At 54.1% G+C, this 19,200-nt stretch carries 11 protein-coding genes; 8 read left to right on the top strand and 3 right to left on the bottom strand.

Going from position 1 to position 19,200, the window contains the following annotated elements; genetic code table 11:
- Positions 1-26: 26 nt before the first annotated feature.
- Together SCARR_RS02785 and SCARR_RS02780 are read right to left on the bottom strand one after the other, a co-directional pair.
- Positions 27-5,183, bottom strand: a complete 5,157-nt coding sequence (locus SCARR_RS02785; RefSeq protein ID WP_136059994.1) for an Ig-like domain-containing protein — start codon at positions 5,181-5,183, stop codon at positions 27-29.
- 5 nt (positions 5,184-5,188) lie between these two features.
- Positions 5,189-6,775 (bottom strand): sialate O-acetylesterase, encoded by a 1,587-nt coding sequence (locus SCARR_RS02780; RefSeq protein WP_136059993.1) that lies wholly within the window; start codon positions 6,773-6,775, stop codon positions 5,189-5,191.
- Between the two features lie 367 nt (positions 6,776-7,142).
- On the opposite strand from SCARR_RS02780, the gene SCARR_RS02775 reads away from it, so the two are divergent.
- Both SCARR_RS02775 and SCARR_RS02770 read left to right on the top strand, forming a co-directional pair.
- Positions 7,143-7,439, top strand: coding sequence for a hypothetical protein (locus tag SCARR_RS02775; protein WP_342803680.1), 297 nt, complete (start codon positions 7,143-7,145; stop codon positions 7,437-7,439).
- A 3-nt stretch (positions 7,440-7,442) separates the two neighbouring features.
- Positions 7,443-8,042, top strand: a complete 600-nt coding sequence (locus SCARR_RS02770; protein ID WP_136059991.1) for an RNA polymerase sigma factor — start codon at positions 7,443-7,445, stop codon at positions 8,040-8,042.
- Between the two features lie 136 nt (positions 8,043-8,178).
- Here the strand turns inward: SCARR_RS02770 and SCARR_RS02765 are convergent, their stop codons facing one another.
- Positions 8,179-10,230 carry a serine/threonine protein kinase gene (locus tag SCARR_RS02765; protein ID WP_168432933.1) on the bottom strand — a complete coding sequence of 684 codons (2,052 nt, stop codon included), beginning with the start codon at positions 10,228-10,230 and terminating at the stop codon, positions 8,179-8,181.
- A 262-nt stretch (positions 10,231-10,492) separates the two neighbouring features.
- On the opposite strand from SCARR_RS02765, the gene SCARR_RS02760 reads away from it, so the two are divergent.
- From SCARR_RS02760 to SCARR_RS02735, 6 genes are all read left to right on the top strand, one after another.
- Positions 10,493-11,149 carry a PEP-CTERM sorting domain-containing protein gene (locus tag SCARR_RS02760; RefSeq protein ID WP_136059989.1) on the top strand — a complete coding sequence of 219 codons (657 nt, stop codon included), beginning with the start codon at positions 10,493-10,495 and terminating at the stop codon, positions 11,147-11,149.
- A 71-nt stretch (positions 11,150-11,220) separates the two neighbouring features.
- Positions 11,221-12,936: a M1 family metallopeptidase gene (locus SCARR_RS02755; RefSeq protein WP_136059988.1), complete on the top strand. Its 1,716-nt coding sequence runs from the start codon at positions 11,221-11,223 to the stop codon at positions 12,934-12,936.
- A gap of 136 nt (positions 12,937-13,072) precedes the next feature.
- Entirely contained in the window at positions 13,073-15,178 is a 2,106-nt protein-coding gene (locus SCARR_RS02750; protein WP_136059987.1) for a BNR-4 repeat-containing protein, read from the top strand.
- 85 nt (positions 15,179-15,263) lie between these two features.
- On the top strand, positions 15,264-16,067 hold the full coding sequence (locus SCARR_RS02745) for a polysaccharide lyase (RefSeq protein ID WP_136059986.1): 804 nt from the start codon (positions 15,264-15,266) through the stop codon (positions 16,065-16,067).
- A 163-nt stretch (positions 16,068-16,230) separates the two neighbouring features.
- Positions 16,231-17,277 carry a LacI family DNA-binding transcriptional regulator gene (locus tag SCARR_RS02740; RefSeq protein ID WP_136059985.1) on the top strand — a complete coding sequence of 349 codons (1,047 nt, stop codon included), beginning with the start codon at positions 16,231-16,233 and terminating at the stop codon, positions 17,275-17,277.
- A gap of 103 nt (positions 17,278-17,380) precedes the next feature.
- Positions 17,381-19,177, top strand: a complete 1,797-nt coding sequence (locus tag SCARR_RS02735) for a sodium:solute symporter family transporter (protein WP_136059984.1) — start codon at positions 17,381-17,383, stop codon at positions 19,175-19,177.
- Positions 19,178-19,200: the final 23 nt, after the last annotated feature.

Below are 19,200 nucleotides of genomic sequence, written 5' to 3'. Positions count from 1 at the left end.
TTCATTATGCCGGTCATCCCTCTCGTTTATTGGATCTCGGCTTCGATCTTAAAGAATCCGTTGGACGGGGTGATATTCATTTCGGTCGCATCCGTCGGCGGGGTGAGAGCGTTTGTCCAGTCACGCGCAACATTCCAGCCGATCAGGTCGGGGCTTTCCCAAATGCGATAGAGCACGTTGCTGCGGCTTGGCCAGGTCAGCTGGATTGTTCCTGATATTGGAAGCGGCGTAGTACCCGTAATTTCGAAGACGGAATCCGGGTTGTTCGGATGGGTCCCCAGCGCAATTTCCTGCGCGTCGGTCAGCCCGTCACCGTCGGAATCAACGGCTTCGTTCTGGATCAAGGCCAGTTGCACCCCGTCGACCGCCACAAACTCGGTGTCGCTGTTCTGGGCCGTCGCCTCCCCTCCGAGAAGCACTGCGATGTAGGGGTAGTGATTGCTCAAGGTTATGTTGTGATTGAAGAGCGTAAAGCTGGTTTCGGAGACCTCCGAATCGCTCAGCGTACGTCTGTCCACCAGCGTATCGTAGGTGCCGCCGGTAAACTCATACGTCCCGCCAAGATCCGCGGTGAGTCCCGAAAAATCGTCGAAGCCGATCACTTGGTAGCCACTCATATCCGATGAAGTCAGCCCTTCGCGGCCCGGGGAGGCAAACAGCGCCGAGAAGGAAAGATCGAGGCCGCTAATATCGGCTTGCGGAACCTGCACGACCTGCACGATTCCCCGTTTGGAGGCAATCTGGAACATCATGGAAAGAGAGCCGTCCTGTCCGGAAATAACGGCCTGGGCATCAGCTACATCCATGTTGGTGTCTTCGCCCAATTCACGCACAACCCACCGGCCAATCATATTGGTTGTTAAGGGAATGTTGCCTGCATTGGCGGCAAAGGTGAAGTTGGATGTTCCGTCTTCGAACGATCCGTTGATCAGCAACTCAAGGGGTCCGCCGGCATCAAGCGGATCAACTGTGATCGAAACCGTGCCAGGCGTACTATTGGTCTGGCCGTCGCTGACGGTGAAGGTAAAGCTGTCGGAACCGGTATAGTCAGTGTCCGGCGTGTAGGTCAGGTCAGGAGCTGTGCCGCTAAGAGTCCCGTTGGTGGGTTGCAAAACAACCTGGTAGGTCAGGTTGCTGCCTTCCGGGTCGGAGCCGGTCAGCACGATATTCGTGCTTCCGTTTTCCATGACGGAGACCACCATGTTGGAGGCCGCCGGCGCCAGGTTGGGTGGAGCGGTGCCTGCATCGACAATCGTGGAATCGCTGGCACGCTCGCCAGCGCTGTTTACCGCGATGACTTCGATGGAATAGGTTCCAGAGATTGGATAGATATGCGACAGGGCACTTACGCCGGTAAAGTCGATCCGGCCGTCGCCATCGAGATCCCAGCCGATGTTGGAGGAGGGGATGGGGAAGCCGAGGCCGTCATCGGATGCCGCCACCGAGAAGGTGTAGGCGAGATGATTGGTCGGATCGGCATCCACCTGCAGCGTGACGGAAGGGATTGCTCCGACCACGGTGTGGCTGAAGGCCTCAGGAGGAACGCGTTCGTAGTTGTTTGAACCCGGCAGTTTCCAGTCGAGGAAAAAGGTGCCGATGTTGCGCATACTATCCTGGTCGGTGTCGTTCCACGTTAGCAACACTTCGATTTTGTGCGTGCCGGCCAGCAGGGCAACCTGCACCTCCCACGGTATACGGCGCTCGTCGGTGAGCGAGTTGCCGATTTCGACGTCGTTGATTTTGAGACCTACATCTTCGCCCATATAACGGAAAGAGTATGTTCCAGAGGTTGGAACATCGATGAAGCCTTCGTAGATATAATCGTTGGAGTCAGAGAGACCCAATTCCGGCACTCGGATATCCGGCAGCACCGTGCCGCTGCCCTGAGAATAGCTGCAGAACAGGCCGGGATAGGTGGTTCCTGATGCCTGCCCCGGCAACACATTGCGGAAGCCTTGCTTAATTTGTGGCGGAACCATCACACCACCGCTGTTTTCGGTCTGGGCATAAAGCACGGAACCGGTGCCGGCGGCAATTGAAGCTGTGGAAATGATATGCGTGTTGGTCGCTGTTCCCGAAGGCGGTGCGTCGATGCCAATGCGAACGGTTCCGTTGAAGTCGCGCGTGTCGATCACGATGTCTCCGGCAGGAACCGGAAGGGTTTCGGACGGCATTTCACGCTCCCAGCGTCCCTGGTTTGGCGAAATGTGTGCCACGGGCACGGTTGAGGCCGAAGGCATGTAGCGCACGCGCACCTGCGCCGCTTCGCGGAAACTCTGGTTTACCGCATATTGTTTGAATACGCCGTCAACGGGATCGTAATCGACGACGGCGTCCTGATGAATGGCGATGAAGACGCCGTTGGAGTGGGCCTCAATGCGTTTGATTTCGAACGAATCCACAAAGTCAACCGAGCCGTCGGGCTTCAGGAAGTCGATGTAGATCATTTCGCGGTCGAGCCGTTCGCCAACGGGCAGGTTGATGTCGCTGACATACCCGTCTTCATCGTCGCCGAGAATTGCGCGGTGCGTGGCGAGCAGGCTGCCGGTCACAACGGCTTCGGACAGGTTCAAGCTTTTGCTTCCATAGTTGGCGGAGGTGCCGCCGACGAGGTAGAGGTCGCAATCGCTTCCGTCGGTGATGGCGGCGGCATAGGAGGCGTTGGCGCTGAGTGCGCCGGTCGACATGCTGCGTTGGTCTTCAATGTTCACCTCGTCGGAGCCGTCGAGCGAGAAGAGGTGGTGGTCGACACGGCCGTCGGTGAAGGTGATCGTGAGTGCCAGCTCCACAGGAACACCATTGCTTTCGACGAGGGTTTTATCCACGGACTGGATGGCGCTTGCTCCACCGTTAAAGGGCTCATGCACGAGCACGAAAACGGTTTTAAGGTTGGAGCCGTCGCGCCGCAGCACCATTTTGGGCGTGGTGAGTCCGGCTTCGCCGGTGGACGGAGTGGAGGTGTCGTAAAACACCGGCCCGTCGCCAAGGATCAGTTCCATGTTGTCGGAGGCATCGTGGGCTAAGTGGATCTTGACGCCTTGTTGCACATCGTCGGTGTAGCTCATTGTCACGGTGGTGTCGTCCCGCACATCGCCGATTTCCATGTTGCTGAGCAGGCTGTAGTAGCTCGTGCTCGTGGTGTAGGGCTGCTTTTCGCCGGTGGCAAGGTTGCTGTTGGCCTGCATGCGGTCGCGCATGGAACCTTGAAGGAAGAATTCGTGTTTGTTTCCGCCGAAAACTTCAAACAGGTCGATCAAATATGGGCGGTCGAGGTCGGTGGTATTGAGCGCGAAGGTGCGGCGGTAACGGTCGATAGATGAATCGGATACCCGATAGTCTTCGGAATGATCGATTCGAGTGACGGCAAGGCCGGGCATGGTCGGCGCATGGAACAGGTTGTTGCCGATTCGCCCCTGTCCGGTGTACGGACTGTTGCCGTTGATCAGCACCGTGTTGTGGCCATAGGGAGCCCGTGCATAGGTTGCCCAGCTGTAGCCGGGATCGCCGTAGAGTTCGCGGCCGAAGGCGAAGAGTCCCATGGTTAAATTATCGTTATGGGTGTGGCTGCCGCCCCCCGACCAGTGGAGGTGCGCCTGGATCTGTTGGTCGTCCTCGCCGTCTCCCAGCGAGGTATGGCCAAATCCGGGGGCAATTCGGTTTAGGCATTTTTCAATGATCCCGGCGCTGTAGTTCGGCCATCCGACATTTTTAATCGTGGTGGGCTCGCGGTTGGCGGCGTCGTGTACGGCCATGTTCCGTCCATCGGGATAGCGGAAGACATCGGGGCTGGTGAAGATGCGCTTAAAGTTGTCGGTCAGGCGGTAGTCCTGCGCTTCAAGATGCACGCCGTTGGAGTCGGTGTAGCCGGGCGGATCTTCGTAATAGTTCATCAGGTGGGCCGCGCGCGACACGTTGCCCGCCCAGTTAATGTGGTAGCCCGGCGACTCGAGCGTGATCATATCCCAACTGGCAATGCTTTGGGTCAGGTTGATTTCAACATAGTCGTTGCACATGCGCGCCCAGTCCGGTTTGCCCATCACCAGTGCCGCATGGCAGGTGTCGAACGCATAGTCGGCAATGTTGCCGACCACCTCGTCTATACTCGGGCGGGTATCCCAAGAGAGGTCGAAAACCGGTTCGATAAAGTTTTGTTCGATAAAGTCGCGGGCACTGATCCCTGTGCCAGGGACGGTCGCATTCAGTGCATCGGCGCTGTAGATGCTGTCATAGATATCCATCAGGTCATTGAGCCGGTCGATGCCGACATGGTAGCCGGTGTCTCTGTGAAAACGCTGAAGCAGCTTCATTGAAGAACCGATATGGTCGAGCATCGGGTCGAAGACATAGCTTCCCATCCGGCCTTTTGAGCTGATGTGCTCTCGCACGCCGAACATGGAGTTGTAGTTGGCGGCGTAGCCAACGAGGATTTCCGTTACGTATTCTGCATAGACCTCGTCGCCGCTTTCGAGGTATGCCCGCGAAAGGTATACCATGGCAGTCATCAACCATTCGTTGCGCAGGTAGTCGCGCATACCGGTGAAGTAGTAGCGGCCGTTGAAAATATTCAGGTCGGGTTCGCTTGTGTCCGACGTGCAGTAGACGGTGTAGGGACTGGAAGCATAGGCCGGATCTTCCCAGTAGGTGACGGAGACCACTTCGCCCTGCGCGGAGACGCCGTAGCCGGTCTGGTTTTCAGGGTAGGTTGCGTTGGGGAAAGCGACCCCGTATGTATCGGTAATCACATCGGGGTTTGCCGGGCTCCAGTTCCAATTCACATTGTGGTCGACGGGATGCGGGGTTTTGATGCCGGGGGTGTGCTGAGGTGCCCAGGCGGCTACCTCTTGCTTTGTATATTTGTTGACCACGTTGTTGTCTGCCCAGCTCACATCGTACGCGCTATGGCTGTGGCGACGGACGGGATGCGCGAGCTGGAACGCACGCGAACGGTTTCCAGAGGCATATTCGTGGATGTCGCGCAACGGATAGGTGAAGTCGCCGTTCATGAAAAAAGTCATGCGCTCGAGCTTGTTGGAGTGGTCGGTGCCCATCGGCGGGAGCGTATTCGCGACGGTCTGCGCCACCGCCGCGCTGGAGAAGGGGACATAGGCTGCCGTGGTTTCCGCCGCCTTAGAAAGGAACGGAATCAGGGAAACAGTGCTGAGTAATAATAATCGCTTTATCATATGTTTTATTCCGTTGTGAAGACGGAGGCGGGCAGGCCTTCTTTGTTGTAGAGATTGGCGCCTTCGGGATAGATCGACCAGGCATAGCGCACCGCCACCGGATCCGGAATGTCGGGGTGCGAGACATCAATGGTATCCGCCGAAACGATCCTGGCCTCCGCCCGTTTCCAATCGTGGTCAGCTCCTGTAATCTCGAAAAACTGGAGCGGCTCATTCACTTCCTCCGCATCGTCGAGCAGGTTTTTGTGCCCGGTCATTAGGCCGGACCCGGCGTGGTCGAACGTGACGAGCACGGTGCCCTTTTTGATGGTATGGCTTTTGTAGAGCGGCCCGCTATAGGCGGGAACCTTGATGCCGTAATCATTGGCCAGCGCCCACAGCGCCAGTCGTTTGCCGGCATCCATCTTATTGTGCGGATGAACATCCTGGGCTTCTCCAATATCATTGAGCACCGCCATTCCAGTGTTTGGAAGTTTCAGGGTGCGCCGCTGTTGATCGCAAACCTTCACCCAGCCAAGCCGATCCATCCACGCATCACGACCGTCCCAGTTGGCAAGCTGCGCCCAGTAGAACGGGAAGTCGCCCCGGCCCCATTCCTCGCGCCAGCTTTGAATCAGTGTAGTGAAATAGTCTTCGTAAGAGTCGGTCATATAGCGCGAATTCGATTCGCCCTGATACCAGATGGCGCCTTTGATGGCATAGGGCACGACCGCCGAAACCATCCCGTTGTGCAGGGTGACGGGGAGGTAGGGGGTCTTTACCGGATCGATCGGTTTCTTCGGGCGCTTGTCTTTTTTGTCGCTGGCTTCCCACTTTGCAAGAGCCTCTTGATAGACTTGTTCAGCCGTTTCGGCGTTCCAGGTGCTGGAACGTTTTTTGAGTGCGGCCGCCTCTGACTCATAATAGGCTGCTTTTTCCGGGTCTGCGCGGTAGACATCAGGTGAGATCCACGCCTGAATTCTCGTGCCGCCCCAGGTGCATTCCACCAGACCGACCGGTACGCCGAGTTCCCGGCGCAACTCGCGGCCGAAAAAATAGCCCGTGGCCGTGATGCCTGAACTCTCTTCCGGATTAACTGAAACCCACCGGCCCTTGAAATCAGACACCTTCTCATAAAACGACGGGTTCCGCGGCACTGCGATATGCCGCAGCAACGGATCGTTGGCGGTCTTGATTTCATTGCGAATATAGTCCACCAGGGGCTGATATTTTTCCTCTTTTGCGTCTTTGGTAAAGAACTTGAGTTCGCAATCCATATTCGACTGTCCGGTACAAAGCCAAACTTCGCCGGAGAGAACATTCGTGAGGGTTTCGGTGTTGTTTCCCTGTACGGTGATATCGAACGGGCCGCCAGCTACCGGCGTCTTTAGAGCCACCTGCCAGGTGCCGTCTTTTTCCGCGGTCGCGGCGGCTTTGGCGCCCCATGTGGTCGATACCGTTATTTTTTCGCCGGGCTCTGCCCAGCCCCACATCGGTGCGATGGTCTCGCGCTGCAAAACCATGCCGTTGCTGAACAAGGCGGGCAGCTTAACATCCGCCGCTGCGGACAGAGCGGCCAGAGCTCCTGCCAGTACAATCCAAAACCGTTTCATTTCAGCTCCCTTTCGTGTGATATTCAAATTATTCTGACGTGGTGGAACGAAAAAACAGGCAATCACTACACATAAGATAAAATGTTTTATACAAAAGGGTTCTAAATGGCAATTCCAAAAGGTAGAAGTTAGCTGAACGGTCCGTTTTTCATCTAGGTGCTTTTGCGCCGCAGGTCGCCAACTCCGTAAAGAATGCGCTTCGGTTTGTTGCACAAATCCAAAAGGGGCCAATAGGGCTGATTACCATATTTTGATGGCCATTTCTTTGGTGGTGTAACGGGAAGGAACCCCGTCATCACACACCATAACTTTCAGTGTCCAGGAGGTGACGTTGCCTTTTTCCAGCGGATAGTATTTGTTGAGCGACGTGGTGCGCGTCTTCCCCGCCGTGCCGTCGAAGTGGCAGAATGTCGAATATCGCGACCTGCGCTGCGAAGGCGCACATCTCGTATCTGCGAAGCGCGTTGATGGAAAAACACAGTCGTTTGAATTAACAGCCGTAAAGGCGGGTGACATCCTGATCAAAACTGATATCGTGGGCGCAGTCGGTAAGAAGATGGAAGTTGTTGCCAAAGATGGAGTATTCACTACCTATAGGGTCAACATGCGCAAAAGGGGAGACGCTCCAGATGAAGGCCGACTGACGTGGGCTTGGGGCGGTTGATTGATGGATGATGACTATAAAACCAGACAAACGCTGATTCAGCGGTTGAAGGAGAACCATGACGAACAATCATGGGAGGATTTTCTGCGCATCTACCGCCCGTATATTCGCGCGATCATCCGCAACATGAACATTTCCGAGAATGATGCGGACGATATGGTCCAGCAGGTGATGCTCAAGGTCTGGAATAAAATCGGGGAGAAGGATGAAGATCCCACCAAACGTTTCCGGAGTTGGTTGAGTGCGGTCACGTCAAATTGCGTGAAAAATTATATCCGCAAGCGCGTATTGGATACAGAGCGGTTGGAAAAAGCCCGTCAGGATAAAACACGCTCCTACCTGAATGCCATTCGCTTACCGGATCTTGATCGGATTGCCGAACGGGAGTGGCGGGTGCATATTTTTAATCTGGCCATGGAGCGGATTGACGGACTGTTTTCCGGCAAGGCGATTCAGGTATTCAGACTCAGCATCGAAGGAATGAGTGTGGAGCAAATTGCGAGCAAAATGGAGCTCAAGGAAAATTCGGTCTATCGGCTGAAGAACCGGGTTAAAGAGCGTTTGGCGGAGGAAATTGAGCTGCTGCGCGAAGAACTTGAATGAACTGATGAATATCGAATATCGAACAACGAATATCGACCGCCGAAGGCAGAGGCTGGACTGCGAAGCAGGACAGCAACGAACGAAGAGAGTGGCAATGCTGAAGGAGATATATCCTTCGACGTTCCATGTTCGATATTCAGTGTTCGTATTCCTCTTCAACGACTTCGATTCCTTTTGACCGTATAAACCGGATCGTTCCTTCCGGATAGTCGCCTTTGCCCAGAACCAGCCGTTCGAGACCCATGGATTCAAAAAGTCCGACGAGTCCTTTGGCGGGTTGCAACGCGGCTCCGACCATACGGAGTTCCTTAATCTCAAGGTAGCGGAGTTCCTTTACCAGGGAAACCGGGGTGTGACTGATGTCCAGCGAATAGAGCTGCAGCGACTGGAGAATATTCAGATCCTCGACTGGGGACGTCATTTCGATTCGGTAGGAGCTGTAGGGCGTTCGGGAGAGATCCAGATGCCAACCTTTCGGGCGTCTGTTTAGTTTTAGATGAGGAATTTTACCTGCGTTAGAGATGTCGTTATGCCTTACCAGCATGATACCGACCACGGCGATATGCTCCTCCGGATTGCGGGAGCGGGGTGATTGGCAATCATGGTAATAGATTAACTTGGCGAGCGATCCTGAAAGGGTCGAATAGTGGGTGGCCAGCAGCTGGGCCAGCTCGGGACCGGAAAGCGATTTCCAATCCTCGGGTTTGAGGGTCGCGTATTCGCGGCACAGTTTCAGACGTCGCAGCGTGTGTTGACTCGGATCGGTTAGTTTTTCATAGGCTTTGATGGCCTCGTTGAACTGTTGCGTCACGAGGAGGCCGGTGGCCTGTCGACGCAAAACGACCTGCAGTCGGTCCGGCTCGATCCTGCCGAGGGCAAGAAGCTTTTCGGTGAGCTTTTGCATTCTGTGAGCATGGGTATAGTTGGGGATTTCCTGTGCAAGGATAGAGAGATCCGTCAGTTCTTTGTTGATGCGGTTGGTTTCTTCCTGCTCATTTCGGAAGAGCGCGAAGTTGGTCTCGGCCGCGCGATGTTTGCGGCTGATGATGGACAGGTTGATGCTCATCACGATCGCCAGCACGGCCAAAAAGGCGGTAAGCCAGAACGTGAGTTTGCGGTGGCGCTGGGCCAGCAGGGTTAATCGTACAACCGGACCCGCCCGTTCCGCTTCGGTTGGAAAGCCGCTCACAAAACGCTGGATTTCCGCCTGAAGCGCCAGAACGCTGCCATACCGGTTGTTCGGATCAAATGCCAACGCCTTAAGCGCAACGGCAGCCAGGCCTTGCGGGATATGCTTTTCGGGACATCTTTTGCGCGGCGGTACAATTTTTCCGACACGGGTATTCTCCACCACTTCGTTGGCACTGCTGCCCTTTACCGGAATTTCGTGGGTCAGGATATTGTAGAGCAGGGCTCCCAGGGCATAGATATCGGTTTTTATGGTTTTATTGCCCTCCCGCACCGTTTGTTCGGGGGCCATAAAGCCCGGCGTCCCCTTCATGGTGCCGGTAAGAGTCATGTCGTTGAGGATATCGCTGTCGAGCTCTCCCGGCGGGGGTTCCGCTTTTTCCTCGTGGATGACGCGGGCCAGCCCCCAGTCGCACAGGAACACTTCGCCAAACTGTCCGACGCGGATGTTGTCGGGCTTGATGTCGAGGTGAAGCACTTCGCGGGAATGGGCGTAGGAGAGGGCATCGCACACCTTACTGAAGATACCCAGCAGGGTTTCAAGGGGATATTGCGTCTTATAGGAGGCGTTGCCCTTCTTGAGTTCATGGATGATGTCTCTCAGGCTGTCGCCCGGAATCAGTTCCATGGAAAAGAAGGGAGTGCCTTCGGAATCGATCCCCACGTTGTAGACGGGTACAATATTGGGGTGGGTCAGGTTGGCGGTCAACTGGCCTTCGCGCAGAAACTGTTCCTGATCGCGCTCGGTTACCGCCCTGGACGCCTTCGCCATGGCAACAAACCGGTTGAGGTGCCCGTCATAGACTCGGTAAATCCGTTTTTCCCCGCCTTCGGCCATTAAAACCGGTTCGTCGTAGCGCGATTCGTTGTCCGTAAGAGACTTCAGGATTGGATTAAGCGACTCCGCTTCCTTCTCAGAAAGGACGTTATCCTTGTTCTCGTACAAATCGTCGACCATATCCCGATCGGGGCCGCCGTGCGCTGTAGAATCCATACTCATAATGATCTGAAAATAAAACAGTTCATTCCGATGGCAAGCAAAAAGGTCCCTGCGGGGGAACATTATGATTCCGTTCAGTGCCTTCGTTTCATCAGGGGTGAAAAAAATAACGTTCTTCTGTCCAAAACCGGAGAATAGGTGTGTCTTCAGCGTGTATTAAATAAAAAGATTTATGATGATCCTAGTCGAAAGCCGGGGTTGATATCAGTTGTTTCGACCATGAAGTCGGGACGTTAAATAGAAATAAGGGAAAATAAATAAAATGAAAAAAATTAGTTTTATACTCACCTGTTTGTTTGTTGCGGGCCTGGCGCAGGCGGATGTGGTCACAACGTACATGAAACCAAACTCTACGACTTTGACAAGCGGGGCGTTGGATGCCTCGACGGCCTCAGCCACGTTTGAGTGGAGCGCTAATAATGCCACCATTCAGATGACGTTACTTGCAGATGGTGGAAATATTTTTTCGGATGATAGCGCGACTGGCGTTGATAACTTCCGCATTGGAAGTACCCAGGGTGTTACCATTTCATTCAATGTCACCGCAGACGCCGGATATCAGCTGGATGCGCTTAGTTTCGAACGCGTGAGGTACGCAGCTACAGATGAGGGCTCCACGTACACATTTACAGATAACCTGAGTAATATAGATAATTTCACCGCAACTGCTGCAAAAGAACAATACTTTGGCTTCGTGGGTGGAGCGAATGTGCAAGTGGCGTTTGTAAACGTCGCACCGCTGACCAAAGACAATCAAGATACGTGGACATTACACGGAACAACGGATGCAGGTGCTTACGCAATCAACGATTTTAAAATCACCACCGATGTTTCAGTCATTCCTGAACCAGCTGCGCTGGGGCTGATCGGTTTGTCAGGCCTTGGCCTGCTGGCTGCCCGTCGTTTTTTCCTAATCTAGAAGTTGGCAATAAAGTGACGTCCGGAGGTTCTCTCCAGGCGTTTCATTCAGTAAATAAATGGAGATGGGATATGAAAAAAATAATTATGTTTAGTGCGGCTCTGATCGTGGCCAGTATGGCGCAGGGGGTTGTGACGAATGTGACGCGGATCGGTGGCGATGGTGACATGCGCGACTCGGGCTGGAGTGCTTCGATTACGACCAACACCGCCGTTTCGCCGGTGGAATATGAGATGAGTTGGGGAGCCGATGCCAAATACACGGAACTGAGCAATGTCGTCTTTACGGTGACGGCCCAGGCCGACAATGCCCTCGATGTGCTGTTTATTGGCGCGGGGCACCTGGCGGTCGATAGTACCGCGCGAAATTTGGCCGATACGAATAATATGAAGCGCCTTAACCTCGATGAATCCATCACGCTTAAATTTTCCTATTCGGATCCGGATGGCACGCTGTTGGGGCTCAAGATGGATTCCATTTCACCTTTATGGAATACCGGTGCGACTGAAGAAACCCTGTTTACGGACGGATCGGCCGTATATGCCGTGACGGACAGCGATAATGATGCGTTGTTCGATTACGACACGACGGGGCTCGCGCAGTTGAATCTTTCCAATACCAACACTTGGTTTATGCAGGTATATCAGACCAACGATCTAACCACCTCGGGCATGGGCGCGTTCAGGATCGAATATATTGCAGATAGTGACTATGTCGAGCCGGTGACGGAAGGCCTTCGGTTGGATGGTGTCGACACCCAATCCGATTCACTCACTGGAGCGAATGGAGTGCTCGATCTGAGAAACTCTTATGACGTCACGGAATCGACGACGGATTTGCCGGCGCCGCTCGGGATAGGGGATACGTTTGATATGAAATTCGAGTATACCGTTGATCCCGTTGGAACGACGGTCCTGGGGCAAAAAATCGGCTATGGAACGGCTGGAACCAATGGATGGGCCGGAGCCAATGCGCTGAAAATTGGCTTTTGTGATGGCACAAACGCGCTTGGGTTTACGCTGGATTTGACCGACTATGTGGTAAAGATAGAGCTTGCTGCCGATCTAACGTGCACGGGTCCGGGGACGCTGGGTCTGGGTGACAATAAAACCGGTGAAATTAAAGCCGATAACGTGAAAGGCACAGACGATGAGATGAGGTACGCTGGCGATACGGCCACCTTTGATGTAAGCATCTATCACGATGCAGCGGGGGTCTATGATCTAACGGTTATTTGGGGGACGGCAACCAACAGCCACTCGATTACGAACGCGGGGCTGCTGATGAGTGAAGTGAACCTGTTCATCGTCAAGGCGGATAACCCTACCGCTGACATGGGCTTCACGGTTACCGTGATTGATCCGCCCGTAGCGCCCCCCGTGGATTCGGGCTATGGCACATGGTTGGACGACTACCCGACGCTGGGCTCGTTGACCAACCACACCGACGACGCCGAGAATGGCGGAGTAGGCGACGGCATGAACAACCTGTTGGAGTATGCACTGGGTGGAGATCCGACCGTCGACGATGTCGCAGACTATCTTCCGACGTCCGAGGTGACCGGTGGCTGGCTGTACTATATCTACAACCGCCAAGATCCTCAGGATCCGGCGCTTAGCTATGAAGTACTCGCTGGCACTGATCTCATCAATCTTCCCGTAACCAATGCGACGACTGATATCGGGACCTCCGGAGCTTTCGAGGGATTTGTATCCCAAACCAACGGGGTTCAAACCACGTTCGAAGCCCAGCAGTTTATGAAACTGAACGTTACGATCACCGAATAATAAATCTGTTCGATGATGGTGAAAATGCCCCGCCGTTGCGGGGCATTTTTTTGAACCGGGTTTCGCGGTCGCCGGGGTAGAGGGGTTGATCCGCTGCGTCAATCGTATTAGCGTAGGGCATATTGGAGGCGAATAGATGAAAAAAAATATCAACCTATTTTTGTCAATGGTCTTTGCGGCAAGTTTCGTGACCGCCGAATCCGGCGGGCCAACGGCTATGCTGGTGCCGGTGGATATTCAAGTGGCAACCAGCGGGGTGTCGCGCCTGTCGCCCGTTGCGCTGACGCTGACGTTCAGCGAGGCCGTGTCTGGACTCGGTTCAAATGATGTCTATGTGAGCAACGGAGCGGTGACCTCCTTTAGCAGCACGGCAGACCCGTTGGAGTGGGACATCGAGGTGACCCCCATTGATCTGGGCAACTTCACTGTTCTTCTCCCCGCCGACTCGGCCTTTGGAAGCGGAAAGGGCAACCAATCTGCGGAACTCACCTTGACCTACGACTGGCGCTATCCACTCGATCAGGAGACCGTCAGCTTCCAAACATTGTGGAATCGACCGGCCGACTTTCACCTAGGCATTAACGCCGAAGGATATAACACGCAGTGTGCAAGCCATGGAACCAACATCTATCTGATCTATTACGATACGGCTCGCGTTCCCCATCTGGTAAAGATGGATGACGACGGTTCCAGTGTGCAGGATGTGGTCCTCAGCGATCAATATACCGTAACCAATGGAAACTACGTTGCAAAAGATGACGGTCACCATCGCATGTCCATCGGGGTGGATGAAGCGGGCTACATTCATATTGCGGGCGATATGCACAACTATTCGCAACTCTCAACCAGTCACATGCCGATCGAATATCAAAACGGGCAGTGCAACTATTGGCGAAGCAACAATGCCGGCGACATAACCGCTTTCACCTGGCTGGGGGGAGATTCCCTGCGCAGCCCGCGTTTCGAGGGCCATACCTACATGGCGTTCACCTACGATGCCAACGGGCATCTGTATTACTATGCCCGCGGCAGGAACGATGGACACTGGACAGAGTCCTTTCGCACGTACAGCATCAGCCGTTATAACACCACCACCGAAGAGTGGGGAATCGTGGGCGGCGTCAACGAGTTTTCCGATGACCACAACAGCGTACTCTATGCCACCTCAGGCGAGGAACATGACTTAACCGGATCGCGCTACTCGGCCATCCATGGATGGCTGGGCTTCGACCGCTACAACCGTATGCACGTGGCTGCTCCGATCCTCAACGATGGAAGTATAGGACACACGAATGTCAGCCACTGGTCATCGCACATGCTCTACCTGCAGTCCGAGGATTTTGGCCGAAGCTTCTCGCGGGCCGACGGCACCCCCGTTCAAACTCCGGCTAAAATTGGAAACCCCAGCGATACCAACCGAGCCGACATCGTCTTCGCCGTCAGCCAGCCAGTCACCAATGAATGGATATCAACGAGTTGCAGCGTGGGAGCCGACCGCTTCGGAAATCCGTTCGTCTCTTTTGGCGACGGATCCACCGACGATCTCATGCTATATGGCTTCAACTCCGCCAATGCACAGTGGGAATCGCAAGGGAATCCGCTTTCTCTTTCCGAGGACGACGACATGAAGATGCACTCCGATCGGCTAGGCGTCCTGACCTTCGTTGCCCACCAGAACAAAATATACCGCACTTGGAATCCGAACGATCCCGCAGCGGAATGGAAGACGCACGCCATTTCCGGGATGTGGAACATGCGTCTCGACCGCAGGCATTTCATGCTGACGGGCAACCTCCGCGGTTGGAACGGCAACAACGGGAACCTAGTTCAGGCAACCATCACCCGTCCCGTGCCCTATCCCGCGCCCTACGACACCGACCGCGACACCTTGCCCGACACGTGGGAGATCGCACATGGGTTGGATGCAGCGTATGCCGCCGATGCCGCATTGGATCCCGACAACGATAACTTGAACAGTTTCCAGGAATTTTGGGTGGGAACCCATCCAAACCTGGCCAGTTCTGGGCTTTTTGGCATCAGCCTTTTACCCGTCAACCAATTGCAATTTAAATGGGAAAGTGCATTGGGCAAAACATACCGAGGATGGTTTAGCGAAGATTTAAACAGCTGGACTCAGGTCTTTGATGATGTCGTCGGTTCGCCGCCTGAAAATACGGAGAACATCACCAATGCGCCATCTGCCGACCAAGGTTTTTTCCGGGTAGAGGTCGTGCATCCCTGACGGGTTGGGTTTAGCGGAATGTATAGATGTGGTGATTGAAGGGGGCTTTCGGTAGACTGTTCGGGTTGATAAGGAGATGGGTTGAATGAAGCATTTTTTATTAGGACTGGTTGTGGTGTGTTTTAATGTGGCGTTCGATGGCTACGCGGGTGCGGGGGAAACCCGGTTGTCAACTGTTGTGTTGCAGGAGGATTTCGAACGTTTCAAGCCGGGCATCTATCCGGACATGCCCTTTGCCGAATATTGGGACAACATGGCATGGGCGCATCTTTACGGTAAGCTTTCGGTGGTGGAGGACGAGGCGCAGGGCAAGGTGCTGCGCATTTTCTATCCGGAGGGTTTTGTGGGGTCTGAACTCACCGGAAGCCAGTTTGTGCTGAAGCTTCCGCCAGCGGAGGAATATGAACTTTCCTACAAAGTGAGGTTCGAGGAGGGATTCGATTTCCGATTGGGCGGCAAACTGCCCGGCCTGACGAGCGGCGGCGAAAAATTCACCGGGGGCCAGCATCCCACAAAAGGGGAAGGGTGGAGCGCGCGCTTCATGTGGCGCGAAGGCGGATCGGCAGAGCTCTATCTTTATTATGTGGATAACAAACAAGAGTGGGGCGATCAGTTTTCGTTTGGAAATGTTAAGCTGGTGCCGGGCAAATGGCATGAAATCCGCCAGCGGATTCGGTTGAATTCGCCCGACGGGAGCAACGGCTCGATCCAGGCTTGGCTGGATGGAAAAAAGGTAGTCGATTTGAAGGACCTTCGTTTGCGCATTGGTGAGCAGGGCTATATCGACTCGTTTTATTTTTCTACCTTTCACGGCGGGCAAACCCCGGAATGGGCGCCGGCCAACCATTCCTATGCCCGTTTCGATGACATCCGAATCTATGTCCCCTAAGACGGAGTGGGTTTATCTTGAGGGAATAAAATATTATCCGGTGTGCGTATCTGGGAAAGCCGAATTTTAAAGGGAAATGCTTGGCTTCGATTAGGATTGGGGATACCTTAATAAAAAATTTTATGGATCTTCCTGCGGGAAGGCATAGTTGGAGAGGCATTTTATGGGACGTGTAACAATCAAGGATGTAGCCCGCGAGGCTGGAGTTAGCCTGGGAGCGGTTTCGCAAGCATTGAGCCCGAATCCGAAATCCACCATTAAAGTTGGCGATGCCACCATAATGAAGGTTCAAAAGGCGGCGGCCAAGTTGGGTTTCCGCCCCCATGCAGGCGCCAAGTCCGTCCGCTCCAATAAATTCCACAACATTGGATTCTTCATGGCGAAAAAAAGCGGTTCTCTGGACCGGCCGCCGGAGGGGTATTTGACGGGGGTGAGCGATGCTGCGCAGAAACGTGGATATCGCATCGTACTAGTGGGCATGGAAAGCGGGCAGGGTAACTACCAGGATGTGGTTCCGTCCCTGTTGCGCGAGAAAAACCTCGATGCGCTCGTTGTGGCATCCTATCACCATCTATCCGCTCTCATTCATGATGAGCTGGAAAACATGGGACTGCCCGTGGTTTATGTGAACGACAAGCATGAGTTCAATTCCGCGTGGGTCGATGATTTGGATGGTGCCCGCATGATGACCGATTATCTGATTGAACGCGGCAGCAAGAACGTGGTTTTCGCCATGCGTACGCATTTCGAGGGACAGCGGATCGAGGACATGCATTACAGTGCCCGAATGCGTATCGAAGGTTATACGGCTGCGATGAAAGCCGCTGGTCTCGAGCCTGATATTCGCACGATCATGATGCGTGAAACACTGGATTTTAACCAACGCATTCCGGATGACTGGCTCTTCGGTAACGGAAGGCCACTGCCCGACGCAATCTTCGCCTATGATGACGACCTTGCAAACAGTATAGCCAAGATCATGTACCGAAAGGGGATTCGGATTCCCGAGGACATCGCCTTGGCAGGTTATAACGGCGCATATGCCTCGCTTTGCGCATGGCGACCGCTGACCACGATGCGCATCCCATCCTTCGAGATGGGCTATACCGCTCTCGAGCTGGCGATTCAGATCATCGAAGGTTCGGGGCAGAAGGAATTTCCTTCCATCAAGTTCCGTCCCGAACTGGTTATCGGCGAGTCTACGCGTTAATTCGTCCGTTAAATTTGAATTAGAGTTGTTGACATCAGGGATAAAGCGTTTTATTTATATATGCATCGTTTGTGGAGCAGTTTGATAAAACAAGGGTTGTTGCATGCAAAAAGACATTAGTATGATCGATATCGGGGTGCTGGTTTTCTATTTTGGATTCCTGTTTTCCATCGGATGGCTCTCGAAAAAATTCATCAAGAATACCAGCGACTATTTCCGCGGAAGCGGCCAGATGCTCTGGTGGATGGCCGGTGCCTCGGCATTCATGATGCAGTTCAGCGCCTGGACGTTTACGGGGGCCGCCAGCGATGTCTACAGCAACGGTCTACGGATTCTCTCGGTGTTTTGGGGAAACGCGCTGGGGTTCGCCATTGCTGGTTTCTACTTTGCGCGCAAGTTCCGCCAGATGCGCGTCATTACCGCCATCCAAGGCGTGCGCCAACGCTTCGGAAAAGCGACTGAACAGGTTTATACTTGGCTGTCGATACCGACCGGTGTGTTTGTGGCCGGCCTTTGGCTGAACGGGCTGTCCATCTTCATATATTCCGTCTTCGGTTCCATGTTTCCGGGCTGGGTAACCGTCGAACACATCATGATCATTACGGCTTTGATCGTCCTGTTTAATTCGACGATGGGGGGCTCATGGGCGGTAGTGGCCTCCGACTTCATGCAGATGGTTATCCTTATGGGGATCGCGGTGGTCATGGCTATCGGCTCGCTGAACGCCATCGGCGGACCCGCTGAAATCATACGTCAATCGCCGGTCGAAAACCTGTTCCTTGGCAACGGATTCAACTATGGCTGGCTCATAGCCATCTGGATGATCTCGAATTTGTTGAAGTTTGTGATGATCGTGAACAACCCTCAGGAAGCAACGCGCTACCTGACAGCCAAGGACAGCCTCAACGCCAGTAAGGCCGCCTTCATGGCCTCGGGCCTGTTTATCGTCGGTCCGTTGGTTTGGTTTATTCCGCCGTTGGTGGCCGCCATTCAATATCCAGATCTCGCCGCCGTCTTTCCGGGCATGGGGAATCCCGAGCAAACGGCCTATGTCGTCATGGCCTTCGAAACCCTGCCGGTCGGCCTCATGGGCTTGCTGATTGCCGGCATGTTCGCTGCCACCATCTCCTCCATGGACACCGGTCTCAACCGCAATGCCGGCATCTTCGTGAAAAACTTCTACCAGCCCGTGCTGCGCAAGCATGCCTCCGGCAAGGAACAGATGCTCGCCTCGCGAATTACCACCTTTGTGCTCGGATTCATCATTGTCGCCATGGCTATGTACTTCAATAGATCCAAAGCTGGTCTATTCAAGCTTATGATGGACTTTACTGCGCTGGTTTCCACCCCAACCATTATACCGCTCCTGATGATGTTCTTTATCAAACGCACGCCCGACTGGGCTGCTTGGGGCACCGCGCTCTTCGGCCTCATCTTTACATCGCTCAGCTTCTATGTTCTAACGCCCGAATGGGCGAACACCACCTTTGGTCTTGATATGTCGCCCCGCGAACTGGGCGACTTCGGCCAGATGCTGCCGGTGATCCTGTGCGTCGTATTCCAGCCCCTCTTTTTCTACTGCACCAAGTTCTTTTATAAGGATCATCACGACGAACGCGCCAAGGAGTTGCAGGAGTTTATTGATAACCAGAAAAAGCCAGTCATGGCTGCCGACCACGAGGAATGCCTCGACTATGCACAGGGCAAGATGCTCGGCTCGCTGGCCGGGGTCTACGGAGCCTTCGTTCTGCTGGTTGGTGCAGTGGTCCTTGTTATCAACCTGGTTAAAGGTAATGCCGTCACAGCGATGTCGATTTTTGCATTCCTTGGTGTTGGCGGATCGGTAGGCATTCTAGGATGGATACTCGCACATGCTTACAAACCGGATGCATCCAAATAGATGTTCATTAAAGCAGATAGGTT

Source organism: Pontiella sulfatireligans, from assembly GCF_900890705.1.
In the GTDB taxonomy this organism is placed as follows: Bacteria; Verrucomicrobiota; Kiritimatiellia; order Kiritimatiellales; family Pontiellaceae; genus Pontiella; species Pontiella sulfatireligans.
This window is presented reverse-complemented; position numbering and strand designations above follow the sequence as displayed.

Coding starts and splice junctions, on each gene's coding strand:
- SCARR_RS02780 (WP_136059993.1), bottom strand. CDS start 6,775: ATGAAACGGTTTTGGATTGTACTGGCAGGAGCTCTGGCCGCTCTGTCC.
- SCARR_RS02760 (WP_136059989.1), top strand. CDS start 10,493: ATGAAAAAAATTAGTTTTATACTCACCTGTTTGTTTGTTGCGGGCCTG.
- SCARR_RS02740 (WP_136059985.1), top strand. CDS start 16,231: ATGGGACGTGTAACAATCAAGGATGTAGCCCGCGAGGCTGGAGTTAGC.
- SCARR_RS02770 (WP_136059991.1), top strand. CDS start 7,443: ATGGATGATGACTATAAAACCAGACAAACGCTGATTCAGCGGTTGAAG.
- SCARR_RS02785 (WP_136059994.1), bottom strand. CDS start 5,183: ATGATAAAGCGATTATTATTACTCAGCACTGTTTCCCTGATTCCGTTC.
- SCARR_RS02765 (WP_168432933.1), bottom strand. CDS start 10,230: ATGAGTATGGATTCTACAGCGCACGGCGGCCCCGATCGGGATATGGTC.
- SCARR_RS02755 (WP_136059988.1), top strand. CDS start 11,221: ATGAAAAAAATAATTATGTTTAGTGCGGCTCTGATCGTGGCCAGTATG.
- SCARR_RS02750 (WP_136059987.1), top strand. CDS start 13,073: ATGAAAAAAAATATCAACCTATTTTTGTCAATGGTCTTTGCGGCAAGT.
- SCARR_RS02745 (WP_136059986.1), top strand. CDS start 15,264: ATGAAGCATTTTTTATTAGGACTGGTTGTGGTGTGTTTTAATGTGGCG.
- SCARR_RS02735 (WP_136059984.1), top strand. CDS start 17,381: ATGCAAAAAGACATTAGTATGATCGATATCGGGGTGCTGGTTTTCTAT.